This is a genomic window from Cupriavidus sp. NPDC089707, assembly GCF_044748965.1.
GTDB lineage: Bacteria > Pseudomonadota > Gammaproteobacteria > Burkholderiales > Burkholderiaceae > Cupriavidus.
Genome location: NZ_JBIVHB010000002.1, coordinates 610,514 through 633,178 on the forward strand (window position 1 = coordinate 610,514; position 22,665 = coordinate 633,178).

At 62.1% G+C, this 22,665-nt stretch carries 21 protein-coding genes; 9 read left to right on the plus strand and 12 right to left on the minus strand.

The window, feature by feature from the left end:
• Positions 1-2: 2 nt before the first annotated feature.
• The 4 genes from ACIP1U_RS06140 to ACIP1U_RS06155 form a co-directional block, all read right to left on the minus strand.
• The gene (locus tag ACIP1U_RS06140) at positions 3-287 is read right to left on the minus strand and encodes a hypothetical protein (protein WP_400312755.1); all 285 of its coding nucleotides are present in this window, start codon (positions 285-287) and stop codon (positions 3-5) included.
• Positions 288-495: 208 nt separating this feature from the next.
• Positions 496-990, minus strand: a complete 495-nt coding sequence (locus ACIP1U_RS06145) for a GNAT family N-acetyltransferase (protein WP_400312757.1) — start codon at positions 988-990, stop codon at positions 496-498.
• Between the two features lie 49 nt (positions 991-1,039).
• Positions 1,040-1,372 (minus strand): DUF6176 family protein, encoded by a 333-nt coding sequence (locus ACIP1U_RS06150; RefSeq protein WP_400312759.1) that lies wholly within the window; start codon positions 1,370-1,372, stop codon positions 1,040-1,042.
• A gap of 26 nt (positions 1,373-1,398) precedes the next feature.
• A complete protein-coding gene (locus ACIP1U_RS06155) occupies positions 1,399-1,632 on the minus strand; it encodes a YciI family protein (protein WP_400312761.1) in 234 nt (77 codons plus the stop codon).
• 36 nt (positions 1,633-1,668) lie between these two features.
• On the opposite strand from ACIP1U_RS06155, the gene ACIP1U_RS06160 reads away from it, so the two are divergent.
• Entirely contained in the window at positions 1,669-2,307 is a 639-nt protein-coding gene (locus ACIP1U_RS06160) for a GNAT family N-acetyltransferase (RefSeq protein WP_400312763.1), read from the plus strand.
• Between the two features lie 103 nt (positions 2,308-2,410).
• Here ACIP1U_RS06160 and ACIP1U_RS06165 read toward each other — a convergent pair whose 3' ends face one another.
• The 4 genes from ACIP1U_RS06165 to ACIP1U_RS06180 all read right to left on the minus strand — a co-directional run bounded on the left by ACIP1U_RS06165 (position 2,411) and on the right by ACIP1U_RS06180 (position 6,626).
• Positions 2,411-3,256, minus strand: coding sequence for an enoyl-CoA hydratase/isomerase family protein (locus ACIP1U_RS06165; protein WP_400312765.1), 846 nt, complete (start codon positions 3,254-3,256; stop codon positions 2,411-2,413).
• Positions 3,253-4,488 carry a CaiB/BaiF CoA transferase family protein gene (locus tag ACIP1U_RS06170; protein ID WP_400312767.1) on the minus strand — a complete coding sequence of 412 codons (1,236 nt, stop codon included), beginning with the start codon at positions 4,486-4,488 and terminating at the stop codon, positions 3,253-3,255. Before ACIP1U_RS06170 ends, ACIP1U_RS06165 begins: the two co-directional genes overlap by 4 nt.
• Before the next feature lie 59 nt (positions 4,489-4,547).
• Complete coding sequence (locus ACIP1U_RS06175) at positions 4,548-5,516, minus strand: Bug family tripartite tricarboxylate transporter substrate binding protein (RefSeq protein ID WP_400312769.1); 969 nt, start codon at positions 5,514-5,516, stop codon at positions 4,548-4,550.
• 66 nt (positions 5,517-5,582) lie between these two features.
• Entirely contained in the window at positions 5,583-6,626 is a 1,044-nt protein-coding gene (locus tag ACIP1U_RS06180) for a LysR substrate-binding domain-containing protein (RefSeq protein WP_400312771.1), read from the minus strand.
• Positions 6,627-6,932: 306 nt separating this feature from the next.
• Between ACIP1U_RS06180 and ACIP1U_RS06185 the strand changes: the two genes are divergently transcribed.
• On the plus strand, positions 6,933-7,331 hold the full coding sequence (locus tag ACIP1U_RS06185) for a hydroxyquinol 1,2-dioxygenase (protein WP_400312773.1): 399 nt from the start codon (positions 6,933-6,935) through the stop codon (positions 7,329-7,331).
• A 79-nt stretch (positions 7,332-7,410) separates the two neighbouring features.
• Here the strand turns inward: ACIP1U_RS06185 and ACIP1U_RS06190 are convergent, their stop codons facing one another.
• Positions 7,411-8,382, minus strand: coding sequence for a LysR substrate-binding domain-containing protein (locus tag ACIP1U_RS06190; RefSeq protein WP_400312843.1), 972 nt, complete (start codon positions 8,380-8,382; stop codon positions 7,411-7,413).
• Positions 8,383-8,480: 98 nt separating this feature from the next.
• Here ACIP1U_RS06190 and ACIP1U_RS06195 point away from each other — a divergent pair, with 98 nt between their 5' ends.
• The 3 genes from ACIP1U_RS06195 to ACIP1U_RS06205 are packed head-to-tail and all read left to right on the plus strand — an operon-like array spanning position 8,481 to position 12,741.
• Positions 8,481-9,821, plus strand: a complete 1,341-nt coding sequence (locus tag ACIP1U_RS06195; RefSeq protein WP_400312844.1) for a D-serine ammonia-lyase — start codon at positions 8,481-8,483, stop codon at positions 9,819-9,821.
• A gap of 42 nt (positions 9,822-9,863) precedes the next feature.
• Entirely contained in the window at positions 9,864-11,183 is a 1,320-nt protein-coding gene (locus ACIP1U_RS06200) for an MFS transporter (protein ID WP_400312774.1), read from the plus strand.
• A 34-nt stretch (positions 11,184-11,217) separates the two neighbouring features.
• Entirely contained in the window at positions 11,218-12,741 is a 1,524-nt protein-coding gene (locus tag ACIP1U_RS06205; RefSeq protein WP_400312776.1) for a M81 family metallopeptidase, read from the plus strand.
• A 181-nt stretch (positions 12,742-12,922) separates the two neighbouring features.
• On the opposite strand, the gene ACIP1U_RS06210 is transcribed toward ACIP1U_RS06205, so the two are convergent.
• Positions 12,923-13,429 carry a hypothetical protein gene (locus tag ACIP1U_RS06210; RefSeq protein ID WP_400312778.1) on the minus strand — a complete coding sequence of 169 codons (507 nt, stop codon included), beginning with the start codon at positions 13,427-13,429 and terminating at the stop codon, positions 12,923-12,925.
• 460 nt (positions 13,430-13,889) lie between these two features.
• Between ACIP1U_RS06210 and ACIP1U_RS06215 the strand changes: the two genes are divergently transcribed.
• Together ACIP1U_RS06215 and ACIP1U_RS06220 are read left to right on the plus strand one after the other, a co-directional pair.
• Positions 13,890-14,237: a PAAR domain-containing protein gene (locus ACIP1U_RS06215; RefSeq protein WP_400312780.1), complete on the plus strand. Its 348-nt coding sequence runs from the start codon at positions 13,890-13,892 to the stop codon at positions 14,235-14,237.
• A gap of 529 nt (positions 14,238-14,766) precedes the next feature.
• Positions 14,767-16,491 (plus strand): ATP-binding cassette domain-containing protein, encoded by a 1,725-nt coding sequence (locus ACIP1U_RS06220; protein ID WP_400312782.1) that lies wholly within the window; start codon positions 14,767-14,769, stop codon positions 16,489-16,491.
• 1,228 nt (positions 16,492-17,719) lie between these two features.
• Here ACIP1U_RS06220 and menE read toward each other — a convergent pair.
• Together menE and ACIP1U_RS06230 are read right to left on the minus strand one after the other, a co-directional pair.
• On the minus strand, positions 17,720-19,228 hold the full coding sequence (menE, locus tag ACIP1U_RS06225) for an o-succinylbenzoate--CoA ligase (RefSeq protein ID WP_400312784.1): 1,509 nt from the start codon (positions 19,226-19,228) through the stop codon (positions 17,720-17,722).
• Positions 19,229-19,262: 34 nt separating this feature from the next.
• Entirely contained in the window at positions 19,263-20,909 is a 1,647-nt protein-coding gene (locus ACIP1U_RS06230) for an isovaleryl-CoA dehydrogenase (protein WP_400312785.1), read from the minus strand.
• A 90-nt stretch (positions 20,910-20,999) separates the two neighbouring features.
• On the opposite strand from ACIP1U_RS06230, the gene ACIP1U_RS06235 reads away from it, so the two are divergent.
• Positions 21,000-21,824 carry a PaaX family transcriptional regulator gene (locus tag ACIP1U_RS06235; protein WP_400312787.1) on the plus strand — a complete coding sequence of 275 codons (825 nt, stop codon included), beginning with the start codon at positions 21,000-21,002 and terminating at the stop codon, positions 21,822-21,824.
• Between the two features lie 491 nt (positions 21,825-22,315).
• Complete coding sequence (locus ACIP1U_RS06240) at positions 22,316-22,531, plus strand: SymE family type I addiction module toxin (protein ID WP_400312789.1); 216 nt, start codon at positions 22,316-22,318, stop codon at positions 22,529-22,531.
• The last annotated feature ends 134 nt before the right edge of the window (positions 22,532-22,665 follow it).

Consider the following 22,665-nt stretch of genomic DNA (forward strand, 5'->3'; position numbering starts at 1 on the left):
GGCTATCTCGGCTGTTGCAGATTGACCAAAGGTACGCGGCTGTGCCGGTGCGCGCAGTTGTCCACGATCCGTCTGATCCGGCTGGCGTGGTTGGATGGGTTCCTGGGCGTGCCATAGACGCTGAAAACACAAAACTCGCCGTTCCGGCATAACTGGTCGTCGCTCTGGCAGTAAACACGCCCCCACGCATGACCAGTACCCGTCGCTGGCTCGACGCGCCAGCCCTGCAACTCTGCGTGCCTTAGCGCTGCCTCGATATCCTTCTTAGGGTGCCTGGTCCGAACCATTCCTGCCTCCAAAGATTAGGCCTGCCCACGCAAGTTGTCAACTGACAACCAAAGATTGGACAAAAGCCTATGAATCGATGGAGTGTGAAAGGAAAGACTTAAGACGGCACCGAGACAATTCTGCAATCGGTATGGTTTTCGGGCGTACGCTAGCGGCCTTTCCCCGGCAGTACCGGTCAGGCAGCTGAGGTCGAGATGTCTGCCAACATTACCAACCGCTACCGTCAGGCGATAGCGCGATCATGATCACCTCATCGGCCGAATACAGATCCGGGATGATCGCCCTCGGTATTGCACCCAGCATGGACGCATAGATCCGTTGCGCAGCATTGTCCGTTCGCGTCGTGACCATGACCGCCTTGATTGCTGCCCCTCGCTTCTCAAGCTCACGAGCAACCTGCGGCAATGACTGCCTGATAAGCGCGCGCGCAATGCCCCTGCCCCTGTTCTCGGGAAGCACCGCCATCTGTTCCAGCTCGAGGACGACCTCCTTACGGAAGCCGCTTTTCTCAGCCCACTGGATGTAGCCGACGATCTTCCCGTCTTCAATTGCGACAAAGTAACGGATACGTGGATAGGCGGCAGCGTTGCAGGATATCCAAAGCAGTGATTCCAATTGACGCGGAAATGCTACTTGATGAATCGCGGCGACATGCTCGATATCGCTGGCGACCAAAGGACGGATGGAAGGGGCTTGGCTCATAAGGCTCGCAGGATACGCGCAGGACTAAGCGGCCCCACAGGTATTGGAATCAGGTCGTAGCGAGATCGACCAGCAACTCGAGCCGTCTTACTTCGGCCCAAGTATCGCGCTTGAACTGTTGATGATAGCGGTCGATCTCTGCGACGGAGTGACGGGCCACTTCAGCAGCCTGCTCTTCCGATGCGGCGCGCATGTAGTAGACGAGGTAGTCGCCATCCGGCGCTGTATCGAGGAACACGGATTCGATGGAAACGCCTTCGGCGCGAAGCGTTCCCAGTGCCTCGGCACCGTGCGTGGAAATATGAGCCGCCCACTCGCGCACGCGCGCGAGCGACTCCGGCGTCAGACGGATGCGGGCGCAGATAGGGATTTGTTGTTGCATAAGGTCGAAAGTGTCATCGCAGAGAATCATAGCGTTACCGCCTCGTCGAAAGCACGGTGCCAACTGTGGATCTCAAAGCGTTCACGAAGGCCCTCCGTCCAGAATGGGTCCGACCGAAGCAATGATTCGACTGCTGCGCGATCCGACGCGCGCACAATCCACAATCCTCCGATCGGCGCCTCTTGTGGATCCTCCCTGAGCGAACCAGCCGCAATCACTTCGTCTTGATGCTGACGAAGCCATTCCAGATGCGTCGGCATGAACGCCTTCCTCACCTCCAGTCTGGATGGATCATCATGGAAGCGAACAGCAAACAACATGGAACCACCTCCCGTAGATATAGCAGCCACTTGAGCAAAGCAAAGCGTACACCGACGGAACGGATTCTTGTGCGCAATAATGATCGTGCCCGACTTCCCACCGAGACCGCCATGTCCGCACCGTTGATCCACTCGGCACGCCTCGCCCTGATCCCCTTCTGCGGCACCGATGCCGACGAAGTCTGGCCTTGCATCACGCCAACGCTGGCCCGCTACATGGAATGGGACCCCGCCCCATCCCCCGCGGCATTCCGCGACGTCTGGCAAGCATGGCTGCCGGCGATGGGCGATGGGTCGGATTACGTCTTTACCATCCGCGGGGCGAATGACGGCCAATTCCTGGGACTGGCCGGGCTGCATCACGCCGATACGCCGGCACCGGAGTTCGGCATCTGGATCAGGGAAGACGCCCACGGCCACGGCTACGGAATGGAGGCCGTGCTGGCGGTGAAGGACTGGGCGATGGCCGCCCTGGAGCCGTTGCGGTTCATCTATCCGGTGGCGGAAGAGAATTGGGCAAGCCGGCGGATTGCGGAGGCGATGGGCGGCGTGGTGGTGGACAGCCAGCCCGCGCCGAAGTATGTACGGCTGATTTATGAAGTGCCCGCGCGGTGATGCGGGCACACAGCCGGATGCCGCTGAGGCGACGGAAACCGCATTGCGGCAAACGGCAATGGTCCGGCGCGAACCGTCATTCGCGCCGGACCAGCCAGAACATTTAACGCCCCTTCCACTCCGGCGGCCGCCGGCCTACAAATGCCTCCACCCCTTCCCGGAAGTCTTCGCTCCCGTAGCACAAGCGCACGAGGTCATCGGTATCGGCCACCGCCTCCACGGTCTGCCGCCGCAATGCCTCCTTGACGACCGTTTGCGTAACAGGCGCCAGCGCGGCGAGCCGGTTGCATAGCGCAGCGACCTCGCTCTCCAGCGACTCGGCGGCGTGGACGCCCTCCAGGAACCCGCACGCCAATGCCGCATCGGCATCCAGGATCTGCGCCAGCAGCAGCATGCGCCGCACCGGCTGCAAGCCCCACGCCGCGCGCAGCTTGGCGAGGTTCAGCGCTGACAGCGTGTTGCCGAGTGTCTTGGCAATCGGCACGCCAAAGCGGGCCTTGGGCGTCGCCACGCGGAAATCGCAGGCAGTCGCGACGGCCAGCCCGCCGCCCACCGCCCAGCCCTCGATGACGGCCAAGGTCGGCATCGGCAGCTGTTCGACCAGGCGGATGCCCTCGTCGATGCGCGCTTCGTAGGCCAGCCCGTCATCGCCGTTCGAGAATTGCCGGAACTGCGCTATGTCCGTACCCGCGACAAAGGCCTCCCCGCCCTCCCCGCGCAGCACCACCACACGCACGCCCGCGCTGCTATCCGCCGCGAGCGTGCGGCAATGCGTGCCGAGTTGCTCGTACATCGCCCAAGTCATCGCATTGCGCGCGGCCGGGCGATCAAAGGTCAGCGTCGCGACCTGCCCTTGCACCGTCAGCCGGACTTGCCCGTCACTGCCAGCGCCGGCGTCGCGCTGGCTCGACTCGGATTGACCGCCTCCCGGCGGCACTGCGGCGTTCATGCGCCGAACGCGCCGGCCGCGGCCAGCGACTGCTGTTCGTCCTTCGACAGTCCCAGCTCGGCCAGGACCTCTTCCGTATGCTGGCCGAGCAGCGGCGGCGGGCGCCGTACCTGCTGCGGCGTGCCGCCCATCTTCACCGCAAAGCCGATATTGGGCACCTTGCCCTCGATCGGATGATCGATCTCGATGCGCATCTGGCGGTGCCGGCCGTGCTCGCTGTCGAAGGCCTGCGGGTAGGTCAGGATCGGCCCGGCCGGGATGCCGACTTCGAGCAGCTGCTCGATCCAGTAGTCCGCGGTCTGGCTGGCAAAGCATTCTTCCAGTGCGGTGATCAGCGGCTGCCGGTTGGCCAGCCGCAGCGCCACGGTGGCAAAGCGCTCATCCGCGAGCAGGTCTTGCCGGTCGAGCGTGTTGCACAGCAGCTGCCACAGCTTCTGGTTGGTGGCCCCCATCACAAAGTAGCCGTCGGCGGCCTTCATCGCCTGGTAAGGGGCGCTCATGCGGTTGGCCGTGCCCAGCGGCTCGGGCTCGCGGCCCGTGCCCCAGTATTCGCAGGTGTCCCACACCGAAAACGCCAGCGCCGAGTCGAACAGCGACGCATCGACATACTGCCCCTTCCCCGTCTCCTTGGCGCCGATGTAGGCCGCCAGCATGCCGTAGGTCGCGAACAGCGCGCAGCCGATATCGGCCACCGGCACGCCTGCCTTCACCGGCGCGCCGCCCGGATAGCCGGTGACGCTCATCACGCCCGACATCGCCTGCGCCATCAGGTCAAAGCCCGGCCGCCCGGCCCACGGCCCGCTCTGGCCGAAGCCCGAGATGCTGCAATAGACCAGCTTTGGATTGATCCTGGCGAGCGTGTCGTAGTCGATCCCCAGGCGCTTCATCACGCCGGGGCGGTAGTTCTCCACCAGGATGTCGGCCGATTCCGCCAGGCGATACAGCACCTGCCGCCCGGACTCGGTCTTCAGGTCCAGCGTGACGCTGCGTTTGTTGCGGTTCATGTTGAGGAACCCCATGCTGTCCGGGCCCTTCATCTTGAACCCCATCGACCCGCGCGTCTGGTCGCCGCCCTGGGGCGGCTCGATCTTGATCACGTCGGCGCCGAGGTCGGCCAGCAGCATGCAGGCGTAGGGCCCTGCCATGACCTGGCTGACGTCGAGCACGCGCACGCCGGACAGCGGCAGTCTGGTGGCAGGCGCTTGCGCGCGGGAATCGGTGGAATCGATCATCGGGTGCTTCCTGGGAAATTCGATAAGTCGGCGTACGTGGGAGCGACGGCTCCGCGCCATCAGCTCTCAGCCTTCACGCCGGCGTCCTTCACGACCTTGGCCCACTTGGTGGACTCCGACGCGATAAAGGCGCCGAATTGCTGGTTCGTGCCGCCGGAGTCCTCGGCGCCAAAACTCTTGAGCCGCTCGGCCACATCGGGCATCGCCAGCACGCGGTTGACGTCCGCGTTCATGCGCTGCACCAGCGCCGGCGACATGCCCTTCGGCCCCACCAGCCCGTACCACGACGCCGCGTCCAGGCCGGGGAAGCCGGACTCCGCGAGCGTCGGCACATTGGGATGGCTGGCCGCGCGCTTGAGCCGGGTCTGCGCGATCGCGATCACCTTGCCCTGCTGGATAAAGGGCGTGGCGGCGGTCATCGTGTCGAACGCATAGTCGATCTGGCCACCGATCAGGTCCGCCACCAGCGGGCCCGAGCCCTTGTACGGGACGTGCACCACGTCGATCCTGGCCTGCATCCGGAACAGCTCCAGCGCCAGATGCTGCGCCGAGCCGATGCCGGACGAGCCGAAGGAAATCTTGCCCGGGTTCTTGCGGCACAGCGCCACGATGTCCGAAACGGTGCGCACCTTCTGTTCCGGACGGCAGGTCAGCATATTGGGCGTGACACCCACCATCGAAATCGGCGTGAAATCAGTGCGAGGGTCGTACTTGACGTCCAGCAGCGCCGGAGCGATCGCATGGCTGTTGACGTGCGCCATCAACAGCGTGGTGCCATCCGGCGGCTGCTTGGCCACATAGGCGGCGGCGATCGCGCCGGTCGCGCCGGGCTTGTTCTCCACGACCACGCTGGTATTCCACATGACCCCGAGCTTCTGCCCGATCACGCGCGCCAGCACGTCCGTGCCGCCACCGGGGGCAAAACCCACGATGATGCGCACCGGCCCTTGCACGTCAGCTGCGGCGCGCGCCAGCCCGGGCATCGCCAGTCCGGCCGCCGCGGCCAGGATGAATTGTCTGCGCTGCATTGCGTGTCTCCGTTGTACTAATCGTTATGGAGTCATCTTCCGCAATGCGCCCGCCGCGGGCTATCGCTATTTTTGGGATTCTGGTTTCGCGTTTTGCGCAAGCACTTTCAGAACGCTGAGTGCGGCGGAAGAAAGTGCGCCATGGGGCCTGTGGCAAAGCACGAATTTCCGTTTTGCCCAAGGCTCGGCAATGGGCAATCGCACGAAGCGGCTGCCGGCTGCGACCTCGCCGGCGATCGCCTCCGGCATTACCCCGGCGCCCAGGTTCTGCGCCACCAGGGCGGCGATGCTGTCGAAGCCGCCAACCCGCATGCGCATATGGAGCACGCGGCCGGCTTCCTCCGCCAGACGCTCCAGGCCGATGGAGATGGCCGAGCTTTCGCCGAGGACGATCAGGTCGCAGTCCAGCACGTCCTCCGTCGTGACCTGCTTGCGCCGCGCCAGCGCATGGCCGCGCGCTACCACCAGGACCAGCCGGTCATCGCGATACGGCTCGGTCGGCAGGTCGATCACGCCCAGGCTGCCTTCATAGATGCCGATGTCCACGGTGCCACGGCGCAACGACTGCTGGACTTCCTGGCTGTTCATTTCCTGCAGGTCGATGCGGACACCGGGGCAGGTGGTGTTGCAGCGCTGGATGTCGAAAGGGAGGAACTGGATGACCGCCGATTTTGGCGCGGCCACCCGCACCACGCCCAGGTCGCCGCCGACGAAAGAGGCGGCATCGTCCTGCATGCGCTGGACGGTATGGGTGATACCGCGGGCGTGGGCCAGCAGTGCGCGGCCGGCTTCGGTCAGGGCCATGCCGTGGGGCAGGCGTTCGAACAGGGACACGCCGAGTTGGGATTCGAGTTCGAGGATGCGTCTGGACGCCGCTGCGGCCGCCAGATGCAGCCGTGCCGCGCCGCGGGTGATGCTGCCCTGATCGGCTACGGCGATGAAGAGCTGGATGGTGGTCAGGTCGAAATGCAGGCGCGGCGCGCGGAAGGGTGCGGAGGACGTCACGATGGTCGGCGCTAAGTAGGCGTCGTTTGGGGGGCGAGCTACCGTTCGGGCGCAAGGAATCCGGTTTCGAAGTGCCTTGGAATGCTCTGCCGCGGGCTGCGCCATTCTCCACTCATGAAGCGGTGTCAGCAAGCGGGATTCTCCCGCGAAACCGTGCCGGGATATCCGGCATGACCGGCGAACAAACGGCGATTCGGGGTGGTCCCCGCTGCCCGACGTGTTCCCGGACGGGGTCTTTGTACGGTTTTGTATTACGCCCCACCAACGATACGCACGCCGACAAATCCGGCCGCTGCGTCCTACAGGCGCGATACATCGGTCTCCTTTAATGCTTTCCACGGGCCCACGGCGAACTGCACGATGCAGCCCCCACCGGACCCATACCCTGTCAGCCGCTAAAGGAAATCGATCATGACTACCAACATCGCCAAGCGCTTTGTCCTCTCCATCGCCCTGGTTGCTGCTGCAGCGGGCGCACAGGCCGCCGGCCTCTCACAGGTTGGCGCACGCGACCCGTTCACCGATGGTGCCCGCTCCGTCAGCGATGCACGTGACCCCTACACCGACGGTGCGCGCTCGGTGCAGGAATCGCGCAGCCCGTTTGTCGACGGTGCACGCAACGTTGATCCGTTCCTGGATGGCGCCCGCTCGCTGGCCGGCCTGGACCGCACGGGTGTCTCGGCGGACCCGGCTCGCAGCGTTGATCCGTTTTCCGACGGCGCCCGCTCCCTGGCTGGCCGGGACCGGACGTGGCCCTCGAACGATCCCGCGCGCAATGTCGATCCCTATCTCGACGGCGCTCTGGCGTGATGCCGTGTTTCGATGGGAAGCGCTGCGCGGGCCTGCCTGAATCTCATGGGGTGGCCCGCGCCGCGTGGATCAGTGGCAGTCAGTCCTGTCCAGCTCCCCGCGACACCCCGCCCAACGAAAGCAACTCCATCCGCGCAATATCGAAGCGCGCACACTCTGCCTTGAGCCAAGAAGAGAAAATGGTCACGCGCCGGTCCTCAGGATTACGAGAAAGCAGCATGTAGCGCGCCGGCGCGCGTACATGCTTGCGGAAGACATCCACCAGCCGTCCACTCCTGAGCTCGTCATAGACCAACGCCGTACGTCCCATCGCCACGCCCTGGTGGTTCAGCGCCGCGCTGATCGCAAGGCTCGACAGATTGAATTGCGGCCCCTCCAGCTGCGCAATCCATGCCGGGTGAAACGCCTCGAGCCATGTGCGCCATTCCACGAACTCGGCTGCACCGACCCATGGCGATGCGTCATGCAGCAACACGACGCCGTCGAGCGACACCCCGTCAGATAGCCCGGGATGCTGGGCAAGGTACTCGGGCGTGGCCACCGGAATCAGGTACTCGTCCAGCAAGACGTCCGCACGCAACTGGCTGTAGCGGACCGGGTCATAGCGCACTGCCACGTCAATGTCTTCCGCCTCCATCGATTGCCTGTCCAGGGCCTGGAACTCGGCTTTCAGGCGCACGGACACATCCGGCTGCTCGCGGTGGAACTCGGTCAGGCGCGGCATCAGCCATTGCAGCGCAAACGACGGCAGGCAATTGACCTGCAACGGTGCGTTTGGCAGGCCGAGTCGCTGGATGGTCTGCTGGATGTCATGCAGAGCGCGCGTCGTCGTCTCGAACAGCGCTTCGCCCTTTGGCGTCAGTTTCAGGTTGCGCGGCTGGCGCACGAAGAGCATGTAGCCGAGACGGTCTTCCAGATGGCGAATCTGCTGGCTCACCGCGCTTTGGGTGAGGCTCAGCGATTCGGCTGCCTTGGTGAAACTCAGCAGGCGACCCGCGGCTTCGAAACACCGCAGCGCGCCGAGAACAGATGAGTCGAGCTGCATTGGGATTAGTGTGACTAATGCATGCGTTAGAAACGATCGCTATTTTTGCACGACTGCAGCGCTTACGATCATGGCTCATAAGGAATTCCTTGGAGAAGGACTTGATGGCCACGCTGCCGTTGACCCCAGAGCTATTAGCAAGACTTCAATCGAGACAGCCGCTGCTTTGGCTGAATCCGAGGCTAGGGCAACCCCTGCCGACTTCCGCCCCATCGACAGAACTGATCGAGGCAGCCGAGACACGTCTTGCGCGCTGCGCACCGCTCATGGCAACGCTGTTTCCCGAACTGGCGTCAAGCGATGGGCAAGTGGAATCGCAACTGATGCCTGCCACCGCGCTCCAGCACGCGCTCATTGGCAACGATGGCGCCGAGGGCGCGTGGTTCATCAAGCGAGACGACGAACTGCCGATTGCCGGCTCCATCAAGGCACGCGGCGGCTTTCATGAAGTGCTGGCGATTGCTGAGTCCATCGCAATCGAGCACGGCATCCTCGACCCTGATGGTGACCGCCGCGTGCTGGCGACGGCGGAAGCGCGCGCGCTGTTCTCGCAATTCTCGGTGACGGTTGGCAGCACCGGCAACCTCGGCTTGAGCATCGGCGTGATGGCGGCTGCGCTCGGATTCGATACGGTTGTGCATATGTCCGCGGACGCCAAGGCGTGGAAGAAGGACCGTCTGCGCAAACGCGGCGTGCGCGTCGTGGAACATGAGGGTGACTACGCGGAAGCCGTGGCTGCGGGACGGGAGCAAGCGCTGGCGGCGCCGCGCTGCCATTTCGTTGATGACGAGCGCTCCGCCCTGCTCTTCTTCGGATACGCCGCCGCAGCACGCCACCTGGCGCGCCAACTGGCCGAGGCTGGCCGCGTCGTGGATGCCTCGCATCCACTCTTCGTCTATCTCCCCTGCGGCGTCGGCGGCGCCCCCGGTGGCATCACTTACGGGCTCAAGGCACTGTTCGGGGAACATGTGCACTGCTTTTTTGCCGAGCCCGTGGCCTCGCCGTGCGTACTAGTGCAGTTGGCCTCGGGTGCGGACGCTCCCGTATCCGTCTACGACATCGGCCTGGATAACCGGACCGATGCCGATGGCCTCGCCGTCGGCCAGGCATCCCATCTGGTCAGTCCGTTGATGGCTTCCCAGCTCGCCGGCGTGTTCACCGTACCCGACGATCAACTCTACGTTCAGTTGCTCGCACTCAAGACGTCGATGGGCGTGGAAGTCGAGCCGTCAGCGGCGGCCGGCATCAGTGGCCCCGGCTGGCTGCGTGACTCCCCCGAAGGCCAGGCGTATGTGCGCGATCACGGGCTCGACATGCGCGACGCAACGCATGTGATCTGGGCCACCGGTGGCTCGCTGGTTCCGCCGGAGGAGCTTCGCCGATTTCAGGATTACGCGGAAACGCTGGCCGGTCATGCGTCTGGCGCCGTGCAACAGGCAGCCTGACCCTTTCATCGTCGCCCCCAATAAAAACAAGGAGACGCTTTCATGGAGCACCACGCCACGCTTTCGCCCGATGCTCAGGGGCGCCCTGACACCTACGCATTTGCAGACGCCACCTATCGCAAGGTTGCCCTGCGCTTCATCCCGTTCCTGATGCTGTGCTACGTCGTCGCTTATCTCGACCGCGTGAACATCGGCATCGCCAAACTCAGCATGCTGTCCGACCTGCAATTCAGCGAGGCGGCCTACGGGCTCGGCGCGGGGCTATTCTTTATCGGCTACATGCTGTTCGAGGTACCGAGCAACCTCATCATGCATCGCGTCGGCGCGCGACGCTGGATTGCCCGCATCATGATCTCCTGGGGCCTGCTCTCTGGAGTCATGGCATTTGTCACGACGCCGTGGCAGTTCTACACGGTACGCTTCCTGCTCGGCGTCGCCGAAGCCGGCTTCTACCCCGGCGTGATCCTCTACCTGACGTACTGGTTTCCGAATCGCCGCCGCGCCAAGGTCACGGCCATCTTTCAGGCGGGCATTCCCATCGCCGGCCTGCTCGGCAGCCCTCTGTCGGGCTGGATCCTGGAGCGCTTTCACCTGGTTGGCGGTCACGCCGGCTGGCAATGGGTGTTTGTGCTCGAAGCCCTGCCGACGCTCCCGCTTGCCATCGGCGTCCTGTGGATCCTGACAGATCGTGTCAAGGACGCTAAATGGCTGACACCCGCGCAACGCCAGTTGATCGAGAACGATATCGCGCAGGATGACCATGGCCGGGAGCACATGCCGCTGACCGGCATCCTGCGCGACATGCGGATCTGCAAGATCATCCTGATGACGTTTCCGGCGATGATGGCGTTGTACACGCTCGGCTTTTACCTGCCCACGCTGATCAAGGACGCAGGGGCGGTCAATGGCGTGCAGATCGGCCTGCTCAGCGCGATTCCGTATTGCGTGGCCGTGGTAGCCATGGTGCTGGTGGGGCGGAGTTCGGATCGACATGGAGAGCGTCGCTGGCACCTTGCCGGCATCATGCTGGTGGGTGCCTTTGGGCTCGTGGCGAGCGCATTCGCGGGACAGAACCTTGTGCTCGCCGTAATCTCGCTGTCTATCGCGGCGGCAGGGATCATCAGCTTCTCGCCGATCATGTGGACATTGCCGACGGCATTCCTCGGCGGGGCGACGGCCGCGGCATGTATCGGCGCGATCAACAGCCTGGCAAACCTTGGCGGCTTCGTCAGCCCGTACCTGATCGGCTGGATCCGCGATACGTACCACAGCACCGCGCCGGCCATCTTCATCATCGCCGGCGCACTTGTCGCCGGCGCCCTGATCGCCCTAAGCTTTGATCCAAAGAAGGTCAACCGCTGATCGCGCGCAGAACCCATCTCCCGGAGGCATTCCCGTGACTTCAGACCAATCGCCCGTCCGCCTCGCCGTTGCCGGACTCATCCACGAGACCAACACGTACGCCGCCGAATTCGCGGGCATGACGCCACTGCGCGCATTCGAGCAGTATCGGGGCAACGAAATCCTGGCGGCGTTCAACAAATCGAATCATCAAGTGGGCGGCTTTATCGAAGGCGCGCGCAAGACCGGCGCCACGCTCGTTCCCACCTACATCGGGCAGGCGACGCCATCGGGCACGATCGAAGCCGGCGCGTATGCCGCCATGAAGCAGGAAATCCTTGATGGCATTCGCGATGCGCTGCCGGTTGACGGCGTGCTGCTGGCCCTGCATGGCGCCGGTGTCGCCGACGGCACCGAGGACATCGAAGGCGATCTGGCGCTTGCCGTTCGCGCGCTGGTCGGGCCAGGTGTACCGCTTGCCGCGGTCTACGATTTGCACGGCAACATGACGGACGCGATGCGGGATGCTTGCAACCTGACGTTGCCGTGCAAGCTGTATCCGCATACCGACTTCCATGAACGGGGCGTCGAAGCCGTCAAGCTGCTGCTTGAGATGATTCGGGGAAGGCTCACGCCGGTCACCGCAACGCGACGCCTGCCAATGCTGCCGTACATCGTGACGACACAAGACGGGTTCATCCCGGCGGAAGTCAACGACGTTTGCCGGAAGCTGGCCGCACAGCCCGGCGTAATCGACTGCTCGTGGTTCCACGGTTTCCCCTACGCGGATATCGCGGCGCCCTGCCCGGCGGTCGTGTGTACCACGACCGGAGACGCTGCACTCGCGCAGCGTTGCGCCGACGAAGTCGCGCAATGGATCTGGTCGCATCGCGAGGAATTTTGTCCGACGTTCCCTTCACCTGCACAGGGCATCGCCCTTGCCCTGTCGGCGGCAGATGGCCCGGTCGTTGTCAACGAGTACGCAGACAACCCGGGGGGCGGCACACCCGGAGACGGCACGCATTTGCTTCGCGCGTTACTGGACGCCAATCCGCCCGCCAGCACGTGCTGCTTCGCGTCGATCAACGACGCGGCCGTGGTGGCACAAGCCCAGCGCGCCGGTGTCGGGGCCACGATCAGGGTCTCGCTGGGTGGCAAGCAAGGCCGCTTCCAGGGCGCGCCGATCGAGGCCGATGCCTATGTGAAATGCATCACGGACGGTCGTTTCGTCAATCGGCCTGGCTCGATGTTTGAAGGTGTTCGCTTCGACCTGGGCGCGATGTGTCGGCTGGCAATCAATGGCGTCGATGTCATCGTGGCTTCGCGCGCCGAGCAGATCTTTGATGTCGAGCCGTTTGTACTGCATGGGGTGGATGTCACAGGGTACAAGGTCGTTGCGATCAAGGGGGCCAACCACTTCCGGGCGGGATATCGGACGGTGGCCAGGCAAATCATTTCTGTCGACAGTGAGGGCTTGAGTACGGCTGCGATTGCGTCGTTTCCGCGGGAAAGGCTCGTCGGGGAGTTTTGGCCTTTGTCGGACGAGGTGCGCTTCTATGGCGGCGCCGATGTCTCATGACAGCAGTACGGCCGGATCATCAACTAGGCAGCGCCGGCATACAGGCATTGACGAACGCACGCCACAAGAACGCTAAGTCGTTTCGGCCTGCAGTCTCGATCCACCATCCAACGGTGGCTAGGTAAAACCATCGCGGCCCGCATCCACAGTCGTCAGGCCGGGGGAGCTCCGGATCGATCGACTATCGGATCGCCGCCCCGGGACTCGGCCTACAGCCGTGGATGCCGTTCGGGACGATCGATGCGGTGTCCGCATCAAAGTAGATGCCATCGTATCTGTCGCCGGTGTAGAAGAGCATGTTAATCAGCTTGCGCTTGAACCGCCCCCGCAAGCGGACGACAGGGCTCATGCAGTCATTGCGTGAGGCGGTGCTTGGGTCCACATACTTGATAAGCGGCTGGTCAGAGCCCTTGTATAGAACAACGACATCCCAGCCAATGAACCGCATCGGGGTATCGTTCTCGTTATCGAACGTTCTGGCTTGCATCTGGCCACCCTCTCCACCAGCCTTTAGTACCCGGTACTGTACGTAGCAGTCCCCGCAGGCGTACTGCATGTACATGACGTCGATCATCATGTTCTCGCCCGACAGCGGAAAGGGGTACAGGAACACGGCCAGGACACCGGTGGCCACTAGCAGCACGGGAGTCAGCACACGGGCTGCGACCTTGTAGGCGAACGATTTCATTTTTCCTGCCCCCCTGCACAAGACGGTCTACTTCATGCCAGGCCCGTCACGGGATTGAAATGCTGCGGGACTGGCTGTGGCCCAGGACAGCACGGATGAGGACAAGCCGGTAGACACATAGAACTCGCTTACCGGATTCGCGTTCTTACTCCCGGATTGAATCTCAAGCGATATAGCCCGCAATGTTGTCTGCATTGGCGATGCAGAACTGACCGCGCATAGCCATGTTCGCGTCCTTTGCCCTGTTTGCAGCAAGCGGAAATGTCCAGCGCCATTTTTGGACTTGCCTGATTGACTCGGTACCGGGCACCTTGTTCCATGACTCCAGTGGCGACTTGCCATGCTCATCGGAGTCGGATATGGACTCAATCAGAGGCGCGATTCTCCCAGGACCAACCTACCCAGACCTTTGCGCTCCATCAGCAATCTCTGACGTACACGTGCGTGCGGAGGTTTCGCCATGGTGACCCGGACCTATCTCATCAGAGGCGATAAGGCCAACAACGGCGCCACCATTTCCAGCGGCAGCGACTCGTACTTCTGGCACAACGCTCCCACCGCCCGGGAAGGCGATGCCGTGTACTGCCCCGTATGCAGGCGCGCGGGCGCAATTGTCTGCGTCGGGCCACGCGTGCCTTGTACGGACATGGGCAAGGAAGTCGCACTCAGCGGAGATATCTGTGCCTGCGGCTGCCAGCCGGCGCCGGTCTTCTATGCCTCGCGGCCCTTCACGATGACGATCGCTGCAGCGGACGTGAGAGAGCATAGTGCCGCCCCACTCGGTGGCTTTGCGGCAACGGAGCAATGAAGCCAAAGGCAAGCAAGGCCGTCAAGCACCTGGCTCATGACAGAGCTGACACGGTCCGTCGATTCCTGGCGGATCGGGGCTTTGGCATAGCCCGCATTCACATCGAGGATCCAGGAACCAGCTACAGCACGCCGATCTCAGGTTCCGCCCACACGATCCGCTTCCATCGATTTTCTGCCGGCATGCCCGCATGAATGTTGCGATCGTTCAACGAACACTGCCGAGGGTCGGGGCAGCCCGATGCCGGACAGGTAGCCAAGGGGAGCCCCTGTGGCAACGAGAGACCGAGCAATGGCCCTACGATGGTTGTTCCTGATACCTTCGGTATTGTTGCCCGCTTCATTTGTGGGGCTAGGCCTCTTTCACATCGCCGCAGCGCCAACAAAGGACGATATGTTCGTCGGATATGCAGGCGTTGTATCCGCCGCCGTGCTCCTGTTTGACCTCACCCTCGCGCATTCACGAGGCAAAGCCATGGCGATGCCAAAGCTTGGTCGATGGCCTCACATGACTTTGATAGCTGGAGGTGATGACGATGAGGCTTCTTTTGGACTTGTATAAGGACTGGATCTGCGCCTACCGAATCACGGTCAGAAAGTATCCAGCCTTGCCGATCCACTTCGGCGGAGCAACTCTATTTGTAGGGCTGTCCGCGGCATTGTCAACGCTAGTCCCCTACCTCTTGCGTGAGGCAACCAATGCTCTATCTGCAGACGCCACGCATAGCGCTACAGGCTGGCCGGTGCTTCTGGCAACCGCGTACGGACTCGCCTGGACCACCGCTCGCGCATTCGATTGGCTGAAGGCCATGCTTTCCGCGGCCCTTCTCGCAAGGTGTGATGCCGCATTCCATAACGCCATCTTTGCCAGACTCATCAGGGTTGACTACCCGCGCCTGACTGAAGAAGATCCAGGCAAGCTGGTCTCAGTCATCGCGCGAAGCCGCGCGGCTTTCAGTGCAATCACGTTCACGGTGTTCTGGGCAATAGTCCCGACTGTTCTCCAGTTGATACTGTCCAGCGTCGTTCTGTGGCAATTGACCGACGGCGCGTTCGCTCTAGGATTTGCCATATCCATGTTGCTTCTCTTTGCCGCGACATGGTTCCTCGCGGACAAAAGCAAGGGCGCTCACGAAGAGATTTTCAGCGGTGCCGACATGCTGTCGACCCATCTTGTTGAAAAACTCGGATTCATGCTCGACATCAAACTCAACAACGCGTACGCGAGAGAGGATGCCGCGTTGCACCGCACGCTTGATGTCTATATCGGCAAAGTGACCCACGGAAACACCCGGCTCGCGCTTCTGCTTGCGACGCAAGCCATCTGCACTGGCCTTGTGCTTACGCTCTTCACGGTGACGACCGCGTATGGCGTTACCCATTCGGCACTCCGCGCAGGCGACTTCGTCATGATTGTCAGCTACATCGTGGCACTGGCGATACCTTTCACTAACCTCGCGGGATCGCTGTCCGATTTGCGCCGCAACCATCTCGCGCTTCGCGAGAGTTTCGGCCTTCTGGAGCTGCCAATCGAGCGCGGCGAATCCAGCGAGCACATCGACCGAACTGCGACCGAAATCTGTCGCATCGAGCACGCTGATGTCACACAAGGCGAGAAGCAGCTTTTGCAGGGCGTGAACATCACCATCAGGCAGGGCGAGTTCGTCGCGCTCACCGGGCCATCGGGCGCGGGCAAATCGAGCCTGATCCACTTGATGCTCGGACTCGCCCGCCCCGCGGCTGGCACTGTTTACCTCTTTGGCGCGGACGTCGGCAAGCTGTCCGTCAGCGACATCGCACGCGAAGTCGCTGTCGCACCTCAAGCGCCGATGATCCTCACCGGCTCGCTTAGGGCGAATCTGACCTACGGCTGTGACAACCCGCCGCCAGACCACGCGCTGCACGAACTCATTACTTTGCTCGAACTGCATGAGATAGCCGCAGACGGAAACGGCGATATCCTGGATCGCCAGCTTGGCATTCAAGGCAGGGCCCTATCAGGGGGCGAACGCCAGCGTGTCGCGCTGGGCCGTGCGCTCGCGCGCCGCCCGGCGGTCATCATTCTGGATGAGCCCACTTCATCGCTCGACCCAGAACGCGAGGCGCGAATCTTCGCGCGCGTCCGGCAACGCGTACCAACGCTAATCGTGATCACGCATCGCCATGCGCTGGTCCAGGCGTCAGATCGCGTATATCGCGTCGCGAACGGCAGCGTCCAAGAGCATTCTCCGAGCGTTGCGAACGCCGCGGGGTGACCAGGCAGAGATCATCAGCTTCTCGCCGATCATGTGGACGTTGCCGGCGGCATTCCTCGGCGGGGCGACGGCTGCGGCGTGCATCGGCGCGATCAACAGCCTTGCGAACTTTGGCGGCTTCGTCAGCCCGTACCTGATCAGCTGGCACGGCGGGGTCATTCATGTTGATGTAAGCGCCTTGCGACTCTGCGTACCTTAGTGAAGTTTCAACTTCTTTCTTCCGGTGTTTGGCGCGGGTCACTGGTATCGATCTGGCGACCTGTTGTCATAGGTCAGAGTCGACCAAGAGGGGATCACTCTCGGAAATCGTCCGATTGATTCCATACCCGATGCCTAGTTCCATGTCTCCGGCGGCACCTTGCCATGCTCATCGGGGCCGAAAATGGCCTCAATTGAAAGCAAGATTCTTCACTAAGCAAACTGTGCGGACCTTTGTATTACGTCAAGTTCGACTCGGTTCTTCCGGTTTGGGAGTCGCCTTGCCGTATCCGCCGTCGCGGCCAGGCCTGAGTTGAGTGACTAATCCCACGACCCACCCTGTAAGTTGGCGAACAGCGGAAAACCATCATGTCCTACGGAGCACGATATCCCATATCAGAAACTGCCAAGCACGTCGAGCCTCTTTGGGAAAGAGAATGTTCTGAGATCGAACATGGATCGTCGTGCGAACTGCCGGTACGGAATTTCACCAGAGGTGACATGAAACTGCTAGCCCCACTGACTTATGCTGCCTTCGCAGATACGGTGGATAGTGCGCCGCTGGAGCTATGGACCAGCAAGATTTTCTCCATCGTCAACGGCAGATACGGGGCCTTTTTGCAAACGGCCTCCTTCGTTGCTGAGGACCCTTCAGGTCAATTGATAGGAGCGGTGCGCTCGCGGAAGCCCTGCAAGAGGGCCGGGAGTCGTTCCGGCACATTGGCGCGCCGCAGCTACTTATGCATGCAGTTGCGCTTGCTCGTCAGTACGGAGACCGTTGGTTGCTGCGGTATGTGTACTTCGATTGGCCGGGACCACACGGGGAGCGTCATCGGGATGAGATCCGGAGGTTCCAAGAGCTGGTTGGCGATGAACTGAAGTTCAAGGCCATCAGCTACCAGGCGATCTTCGGGGACCTTTGCTCAGCTAGTCGACCAGAGTATCGGACCTATCTCGACTATCTAAGGGAAAGATACTTCCGACAGTCGACGCACTAGATAACTGGGAACGGTTGACACATTCACAACGATCACCGCAGTGCCCGCAGCTCCTGCTTCAGGATCTTCCCAACCGCATTGCGCGGCAGGCTATTGACGAACTCAACGGCCTTCACGCACTTGTACCCGGCGAGCCGTTGCCTGCAAGCGGTCAGGATATCTGCCTCCATAACGGACGAGCCTGGCTTGCACACCACAAACGCGACGGGGACCTCCCCCCACTTTGCATCCGCCCGCCCGACCACCGCCACGTCTGCAACACCGTGAACTGTGCGGATCGCGGCTTCCAGCTCAGCGGGATAGATGTTCTCTCCGCCGCTGATGATCATGTCCTTCAGACGGTCCACGACATACAGGAAGCCATCGTTGTCGAGGCGGCCGATATCTCCGGTTCGATACCAGCCCCGATGCAAGGCGGCCTGCGTGGCGTCCGGATTTCTCCAGTAGCCGGAGAAGACCATCGGGCCCCGGCACCAGATCTCCCCGTCCTCCTCCGCAGGCAGCGCGGTTCCCGTCGCCGGATTGACGATTCTGATTTCGCCGTGCAGAAGTCCCTTGCCTTGCGAGTGTGCCTTCGCCAGCCCCATCTCGGTGGTCCAGAATGACACGGCTCCGCAGAACTCGGTAGTTCCGTAGACCTGTTGCACGCTGATACCCAGATCGAGACAGGCTTCGATCAGCGCCTTCGGTACTGCCGACGCTCCGCAACTCACCCACGACAGGCTTGAAGCGTCAACCGACGTCGCCTTTGCCACCGCAAGCATTGCCTGAAGCATCAGCGGTACCGACATCATGCTCGTGATGCGTTCGGCGGCGATGGTTTGCCAGACCTCCGTCGGATCAAAGTCTGCCCGGAGAACGGTGGTGCATCCCTTCAGCACATTGGTAATCAGCGGCGACAGTCCACCGATATGGAACATCGGTGCGACGAGCAGGAATCGCGCATCCTGACGCCAATCCAGGGTATTGGCATTGCCATGCGCGGCCCAGATCAGGGCTTCGTGCGACAGCATCGCCCCTTTGGGACGCCCCGTCGTGCCTGAGGTGTACATGATGACCGCCGGCAAATCGGCTCGCACTTCACGGGAGCCTGATGCCAGGGGTCCGGACCTGTCCACAATGCTGTCGTAATCGACGCCAGGCCCACGCTCTCCCACCCGGACGATTCCGCGCAGCGGCTGGGCTTCAATGAGCAGTTCAACGACTGGAGCGAATTCATCCTCATACAGGAGAGCGGACGGCTCGGCATCAGCGAGGATGTATGCCAGCTCCGCGGCGCTTAGCCTCCAGTTCAACACCACGGCAGTCGCGCCAGCACGAGCGGCAGCGAACACCGCATTGGCCAGGGCCTCACCATTTCGTGCGTAGATCGCAACGCGATCCCCTTCCGAAACCCCTAGCTCGGCGAATGCATCAGCAAGCCGTGTACAGCGATCGTTGAACTGAGAAAAGGTCCAGCGTCCGCGCGGGCACACAATGGCTTCGCGGGACGGCGACAGCGCGGCGCGCTGCGCAAGCAGTTGCGAGAGATGCAGGGGCATGAGGTTCAGGGGTTCGTCAGCTCGCGGCGGGAGGTCAGATCATCAGACTGGCGCGGTTAATCAGCAGTGCAATCGGCGCTTGTGGGTCCAGCGTGCCATATGCAAAGCCACACTCTTGTGCCAGGCGGGCGCGACAGAAGGCATTGGCAATCTCATCATTCCCGGAGGTCAACAGCAGCGCCGCCTGAAGGGCCATTGCTGTTCGCTCTACCACCAGCCGGCTGCGCGCCTCCAGGACGGTCTGGTCTTCGAAGGCTTTTTGCAGCCACGCCACATGCCGGTCATAGGCTTCATGCAGCCCTCGCGCCGTGTGTAGTTCCTTGAACAAGGCGTCGCGAACTCCGGGCTCCTTCTGCAAAGCACGCAGGACGTCCAGGCACTGCACGTTGCCGCTGCCCTCCCAGATCGAGTTCAGAGGCGCCTGCCGATAGAGCCGCGGCAGGATGTTCTCCTCGACGTATCCAATCCCACCCAGGCATTCCTGCGCTTCGTTGATATGGGCAGGCGTACGCTTGCAGACCCAGTATTTCCCGATGGCGGTCCCGATGCGGGCGAGTGCGGCCTCATGCGGATCTCGCGGCGACGCATCCACAGCGGAAGCGATACGCATCGCAAGCGCGATGGCTGCCTCGCTCTCCAGTGCCAGGTCGGCCAGGACATTGCGCATCAGAGGCTGGTCAATCAGCAAACGTCCGAATGCCTTGCGCTGACTCGTGTGGTGGAGTGCCTGGACAATTGCCTGCCGCATCTGCGCGGCTGAGCCGAGAATGCAATCCAGCCGGGTCAGCGCGACCATCTCGATAATCGTCGCGACGCCACGTCCTCCCTCGCCAACGAGACTCGCCGTCGCTCCCTGGAACTCGACCTCGGAAGATGCATTGCTCCAGTCGCCCAACTTATCCTTCAACCGCTGGATCCGGACCGCATTGAGTGACCCGTCAGGGAGAACACGCGGCATCAGAAAGCAACTCAGGCCGCCCTCCGCCTGCGCCAGAACCAGATGCGCATCGCACATCGGCGCCGAAAAGAAAAACTTGTGGCCAACGATTTCGTACGTACCGTCCCGTTGAAGATGCGCGCGCGTCGTGTTGCTTCGGACATCCGAGCCGCCCTGCTTTTCCGTCATGCCCATGCCGATCGTGCACGCGGTCTTCTCATGAGCAGGCAGTGCGCGCGAGTCGTACTCGCTGGCTGTCACGCGAGGGATCCATGCGCCTGCAACCGCCGGAGACTTGCGCAGCGCCGGAATGGCGGCATGTGTCATCGTTAGCGGGCAGCTGGTGCCGGCGTCCGGTTGGCCGTTCAGGTACACCAGGGCTGCACGCGCAACGTGCGCGCCAACCCGATCCTCGTGCCGCCAGGAAAAGCTATGAACCTGGCCCTGCATCGCGTGGCCCATCAGTTGATGGTAGGCCGGGTGAAACTCCACCGTGTCGATGCGCCGGCCATACCTGTCAAAGCTGTGCAGTACCGGCTTATGACGGTTGGCCAGCTCGCCGTACTCCATCATTCTTCCGCCCGTGACTTCACCATAGGCCGCAAGGTGCTCGCTCGCCCATGCTCCGCCATGCCGCGCTACGGCCTCCTGCAATGCGCGATCCGTTGACCAGGCGTTATACGCGGGCAGGGGCAACGGCTGGTTCTGGACATCGTGAGTGCTGAACTGTGACCTGGCTGACATGGGTAGACTCTCATCCGTGGAAGCGATTCGTATATTACACAGCATCGCATGTTTTGCAAAAACAGGTAATATTAGGAAGAACCCTACCCTATGGCTGAGGCATCAAAGGCTGCATTGGATGAAAGTGCTCCCGGTCCCGCAGCGCGCCGCCTGATTCTCAAGCTCCTGGTGGCATCAGAGACGGAGACCCTCGACGCCTCTGACGCGATACGATCCTGCGCGCTCTTCGGGATCTCGGACAACAATGCGCGGGTTGCGCTTACCCGCCTGGCGAGCGCCAATCTGATTGAGACAGCGGGAAGAGGAACGTATCGGCTTGGCTCAGAGGGCCGGGCGCTGGGTGAGGACATATCCGCATGGCGAGTCGCAGAGCAGCGAGTGCGTCCCTGGGATGGCACATGGGTAGCCGTCTTGATCGCCGGCCTGGGACGAAGCGATCGTACGGCCCTGCGTGCACGTGAGCGCGCCCTTGCGCTCGTCGGAATGCGACAACTCGAGGAAGGCCTGTATGTTCGGCCGGATAACCTCGCCGGAGGCGTCGCCCATACGCGCGAACGGCTCTACGGCCTTGGCGTCGAGAATAGTGCACCGGTCTTTACGGTACGAGACTTCGACGCCGGGCTGGAATCGAAGGCTCGCGGCCTATGGAACGGGAAGGAGCTTGTGAAAGGCTATCGCGAGAGCAGGCGTCTGCTTGAGAAATCGAATGCCAAGCTCGACACGTTACCCGTAGAGTTGGCCGCCAAGGAAGCCTATCTGCTCGGCGACCAGGCGATCCGGCAACTAGTGTTCGATCCGTTCTTGCCTGAGCCGCTTGTGACTGTGGCGGATCGTGTCGCCTTCGGAAGTGAAGTAAGACGCTATGACGAAGTTGGTCGTTCCATTTGGCAGCGGTTTCTGGCCGCGCGTGGTTGACGGGCAAGGAGCATCTGAAGCAATCTGGGGATGATGGCGTCCGCCTGTCGGCATTCGTTCGCTGTATCTGAGGAGTCGGCTGGGAAGTGCAAGTGGCGGAACTGAATCACAGCCTGCCTCGCCCAGGCGTTCGACCAGTGCTTCGATGTCGTGGATTATCTGGGAGAAAGGGGCTTTCGCCAGCCGATGAGCCAGGTGCCCGGGAACGATTGGCGTAAGCCCGTGGCTTGCGGTACCGCAATGCAGAGTTGTCTCATTGCCGGCAGTATCCGCAATCCTTAGCCTAGCTCTCGGTGCTGAACACACCTCCCGCAGCGTTGCCACGTCCGACAGTCGTGGCGTGTCTTCCATAGCTTTCTGCTAAGGCCGGGCAGCGCGCATCGATACAAGACCCGAAAGGGGAAACATGCGGGCCGATCTGCGGGCGGTGTTCAAGTGCCCGGCCGCCCAGTTTGCACGGGCGAATCCAAGTTTCGAATTGGGAGTTCGCTATGCGGAAGATATCTTCCACTGCGCACGTGCGCATATTTACGACCAGCTACAGGCATTTCCGCGTCAAGGCAACTGAAGGTAATCGCTATAGTGGGATGCGATGCGTTCCATGGATTCGGTTAGGTGGGGTATGGTTGGAACGAGCAGGCTTCAAGATCGGGCAAGCGCTCAAGGTGGAGGTACGGAATAAGGTAGTCGTAATCTCCTCAGAATAGCCCCCAGTGGGAAGGGATTCGTAGATGCTTTGCTGCGGATCCCCAAAACTCTGCGAGTAACAACATAGAGCGTCAGGGGAGCAACGAAGTGGTGATCGCCCAGCACCACTCCCAGTTGCTTTGTCCGGCCGCCT

Excerpts from the sequence above, each read along its gene's own strand:
- ACIP1U_RS06150 (WP_400312759.1), bottom strand. The coding sequence starts at position 1,372 with ATGCAACAACAAATCCCTATCTGCGCCCGCATCCGTCTGACGCCGGAG.
- ACIP1U_RS06140 (WP_400312755.1), bottom strand. The coding sequence starts at position 287 with ATGGTTCGGACCAGGCACCCTAAGAAGGATATCGAGGCAGCGCTAAGG.
- ACIP1U_RS06200 (WP_400312774.1), top strand. The coding sequence starts at position 9,864 with ATGGAGCACCACGCCACGCTTTCGCCCGATGCTCAGGGGCGCCCTGAC.
- ACIP1U_RS06240 (WP_400312789.1), top strand. The coding sequence starts at position 22,316 with ATGCGGAAGATATCTTCCACTGCGCACGTGCGCATATTTACGACCAGC.
- ACIP1U_RS06185 (WP_400312773.1), top strand. The coding sequence starts at position 6,933 with ATGACTACCAACATCGCCAAGCGCTTTGTCCTCTCCATCGCCCTGGTT.
- ACIP1U_RS06215 (WP_400312780.1), top strand. The coding sequence starts at position 13,890 with ATGGTGACCCGGACCTATCTCATCAGAGGCGATAAGGCCAACAACGGC.
- ACIP1U_RS06195 (WP_400312844.1), top strand. The coding sequence starts at position 8,481 with ATGGCCACGCTGCCGTTGACCCCAGAGCTATTAGCAAGACTTCAATCG.
- ACIP1U_RS06165 (WP_400312765.1), bottom strand. The coding sequence starts at position 3,256 with ATGAACGCCGCAGTGCCGCCGGGAGGCGGTCAATCCGAGTCGAGCCAG.
- ACIP1U_RS06180 (WP_400312771.1), bottom strand. The coding sequence starts at position 6,626 with ATGGCGCAGCCCGCGGCAGAGCATTCCAAGGCACTTCGAAACCGGATT.
- ACIP1U_RS06160 (WP_400312763.1), top strand. The coding sequence starts at position 1,669 with ATGGAAGCGAACAGCAAACAACATGGAACCACCTCCCGTAGATATAGC.
- ACIP1U_RS06235 (WP_400312787.1), top strand. The coding sequence starts at position 21,000 with ATGGCTGAGGCATCAAAGGCTGCATTGGATGAAAGTGCTCCCGGTCCC.
- ACIP1U_RS06210 (WP_400312778.1), bottom strand. The coding sequence starts at position 13,429 with ATGAAATCGTTCGCCTACAAGGTCGCAGCCCGTGTGCTGACTCCCGTG.
- ACIP1U_RS06155 (WP_400312761.1), bottom strand. The coding sequence starts at position 1,632 with ATGCCGACGCATCTGGAATGGCTTCGTCAGCATCAAGACGAAGTGATT.
- ACIP1U_RS06230 (WP_400312785.1), bottom strand. The coding sequence starts at position 20,909 with ATGTCAGCCAGGTCACAGTTCAGCACTCACGATGTCCAGAACCAGCCG.
- ACIP1U_RS06175 (WP_400312769.1), bottom strand. The coding sequence starts at position 5,516 with ATGCAGCGCAGACAATTCATCCTGGCCGCGGCGGCCGGACTGGCGATG.
- ACIP1U_RS06145 (WP_400312757.1), bottom strand. The coding sequence starts at position 990 with ATGAGCCAAGCCCCTTCCATCCGTCCTTTGGTCGCCAGCGATATCGAG.
- ACIP1U_RS06170 (WP_400312767.1), bottom strand. The coding sequence starts at position 4,488 with ATGATCGATTCCACCGATTCCCGCGCGCAAGCGCCTGCCACCAGACTG.
- menE (WP_400312784.1), bottom strand. The coding sequence starts at position 19,228 with ATGCCCCTGCATCTCTCGCAACTGCTTGCGCAGCGCGCCGCGCTGTCG.
- ACIP1U_RS06220 (WP_400312782.1), top strand. The coding sequence starts at position 14,767 with ATGACGATGAGGCTTCTTTTGGACTTGTATAAGGACTGGATCTGCGCC.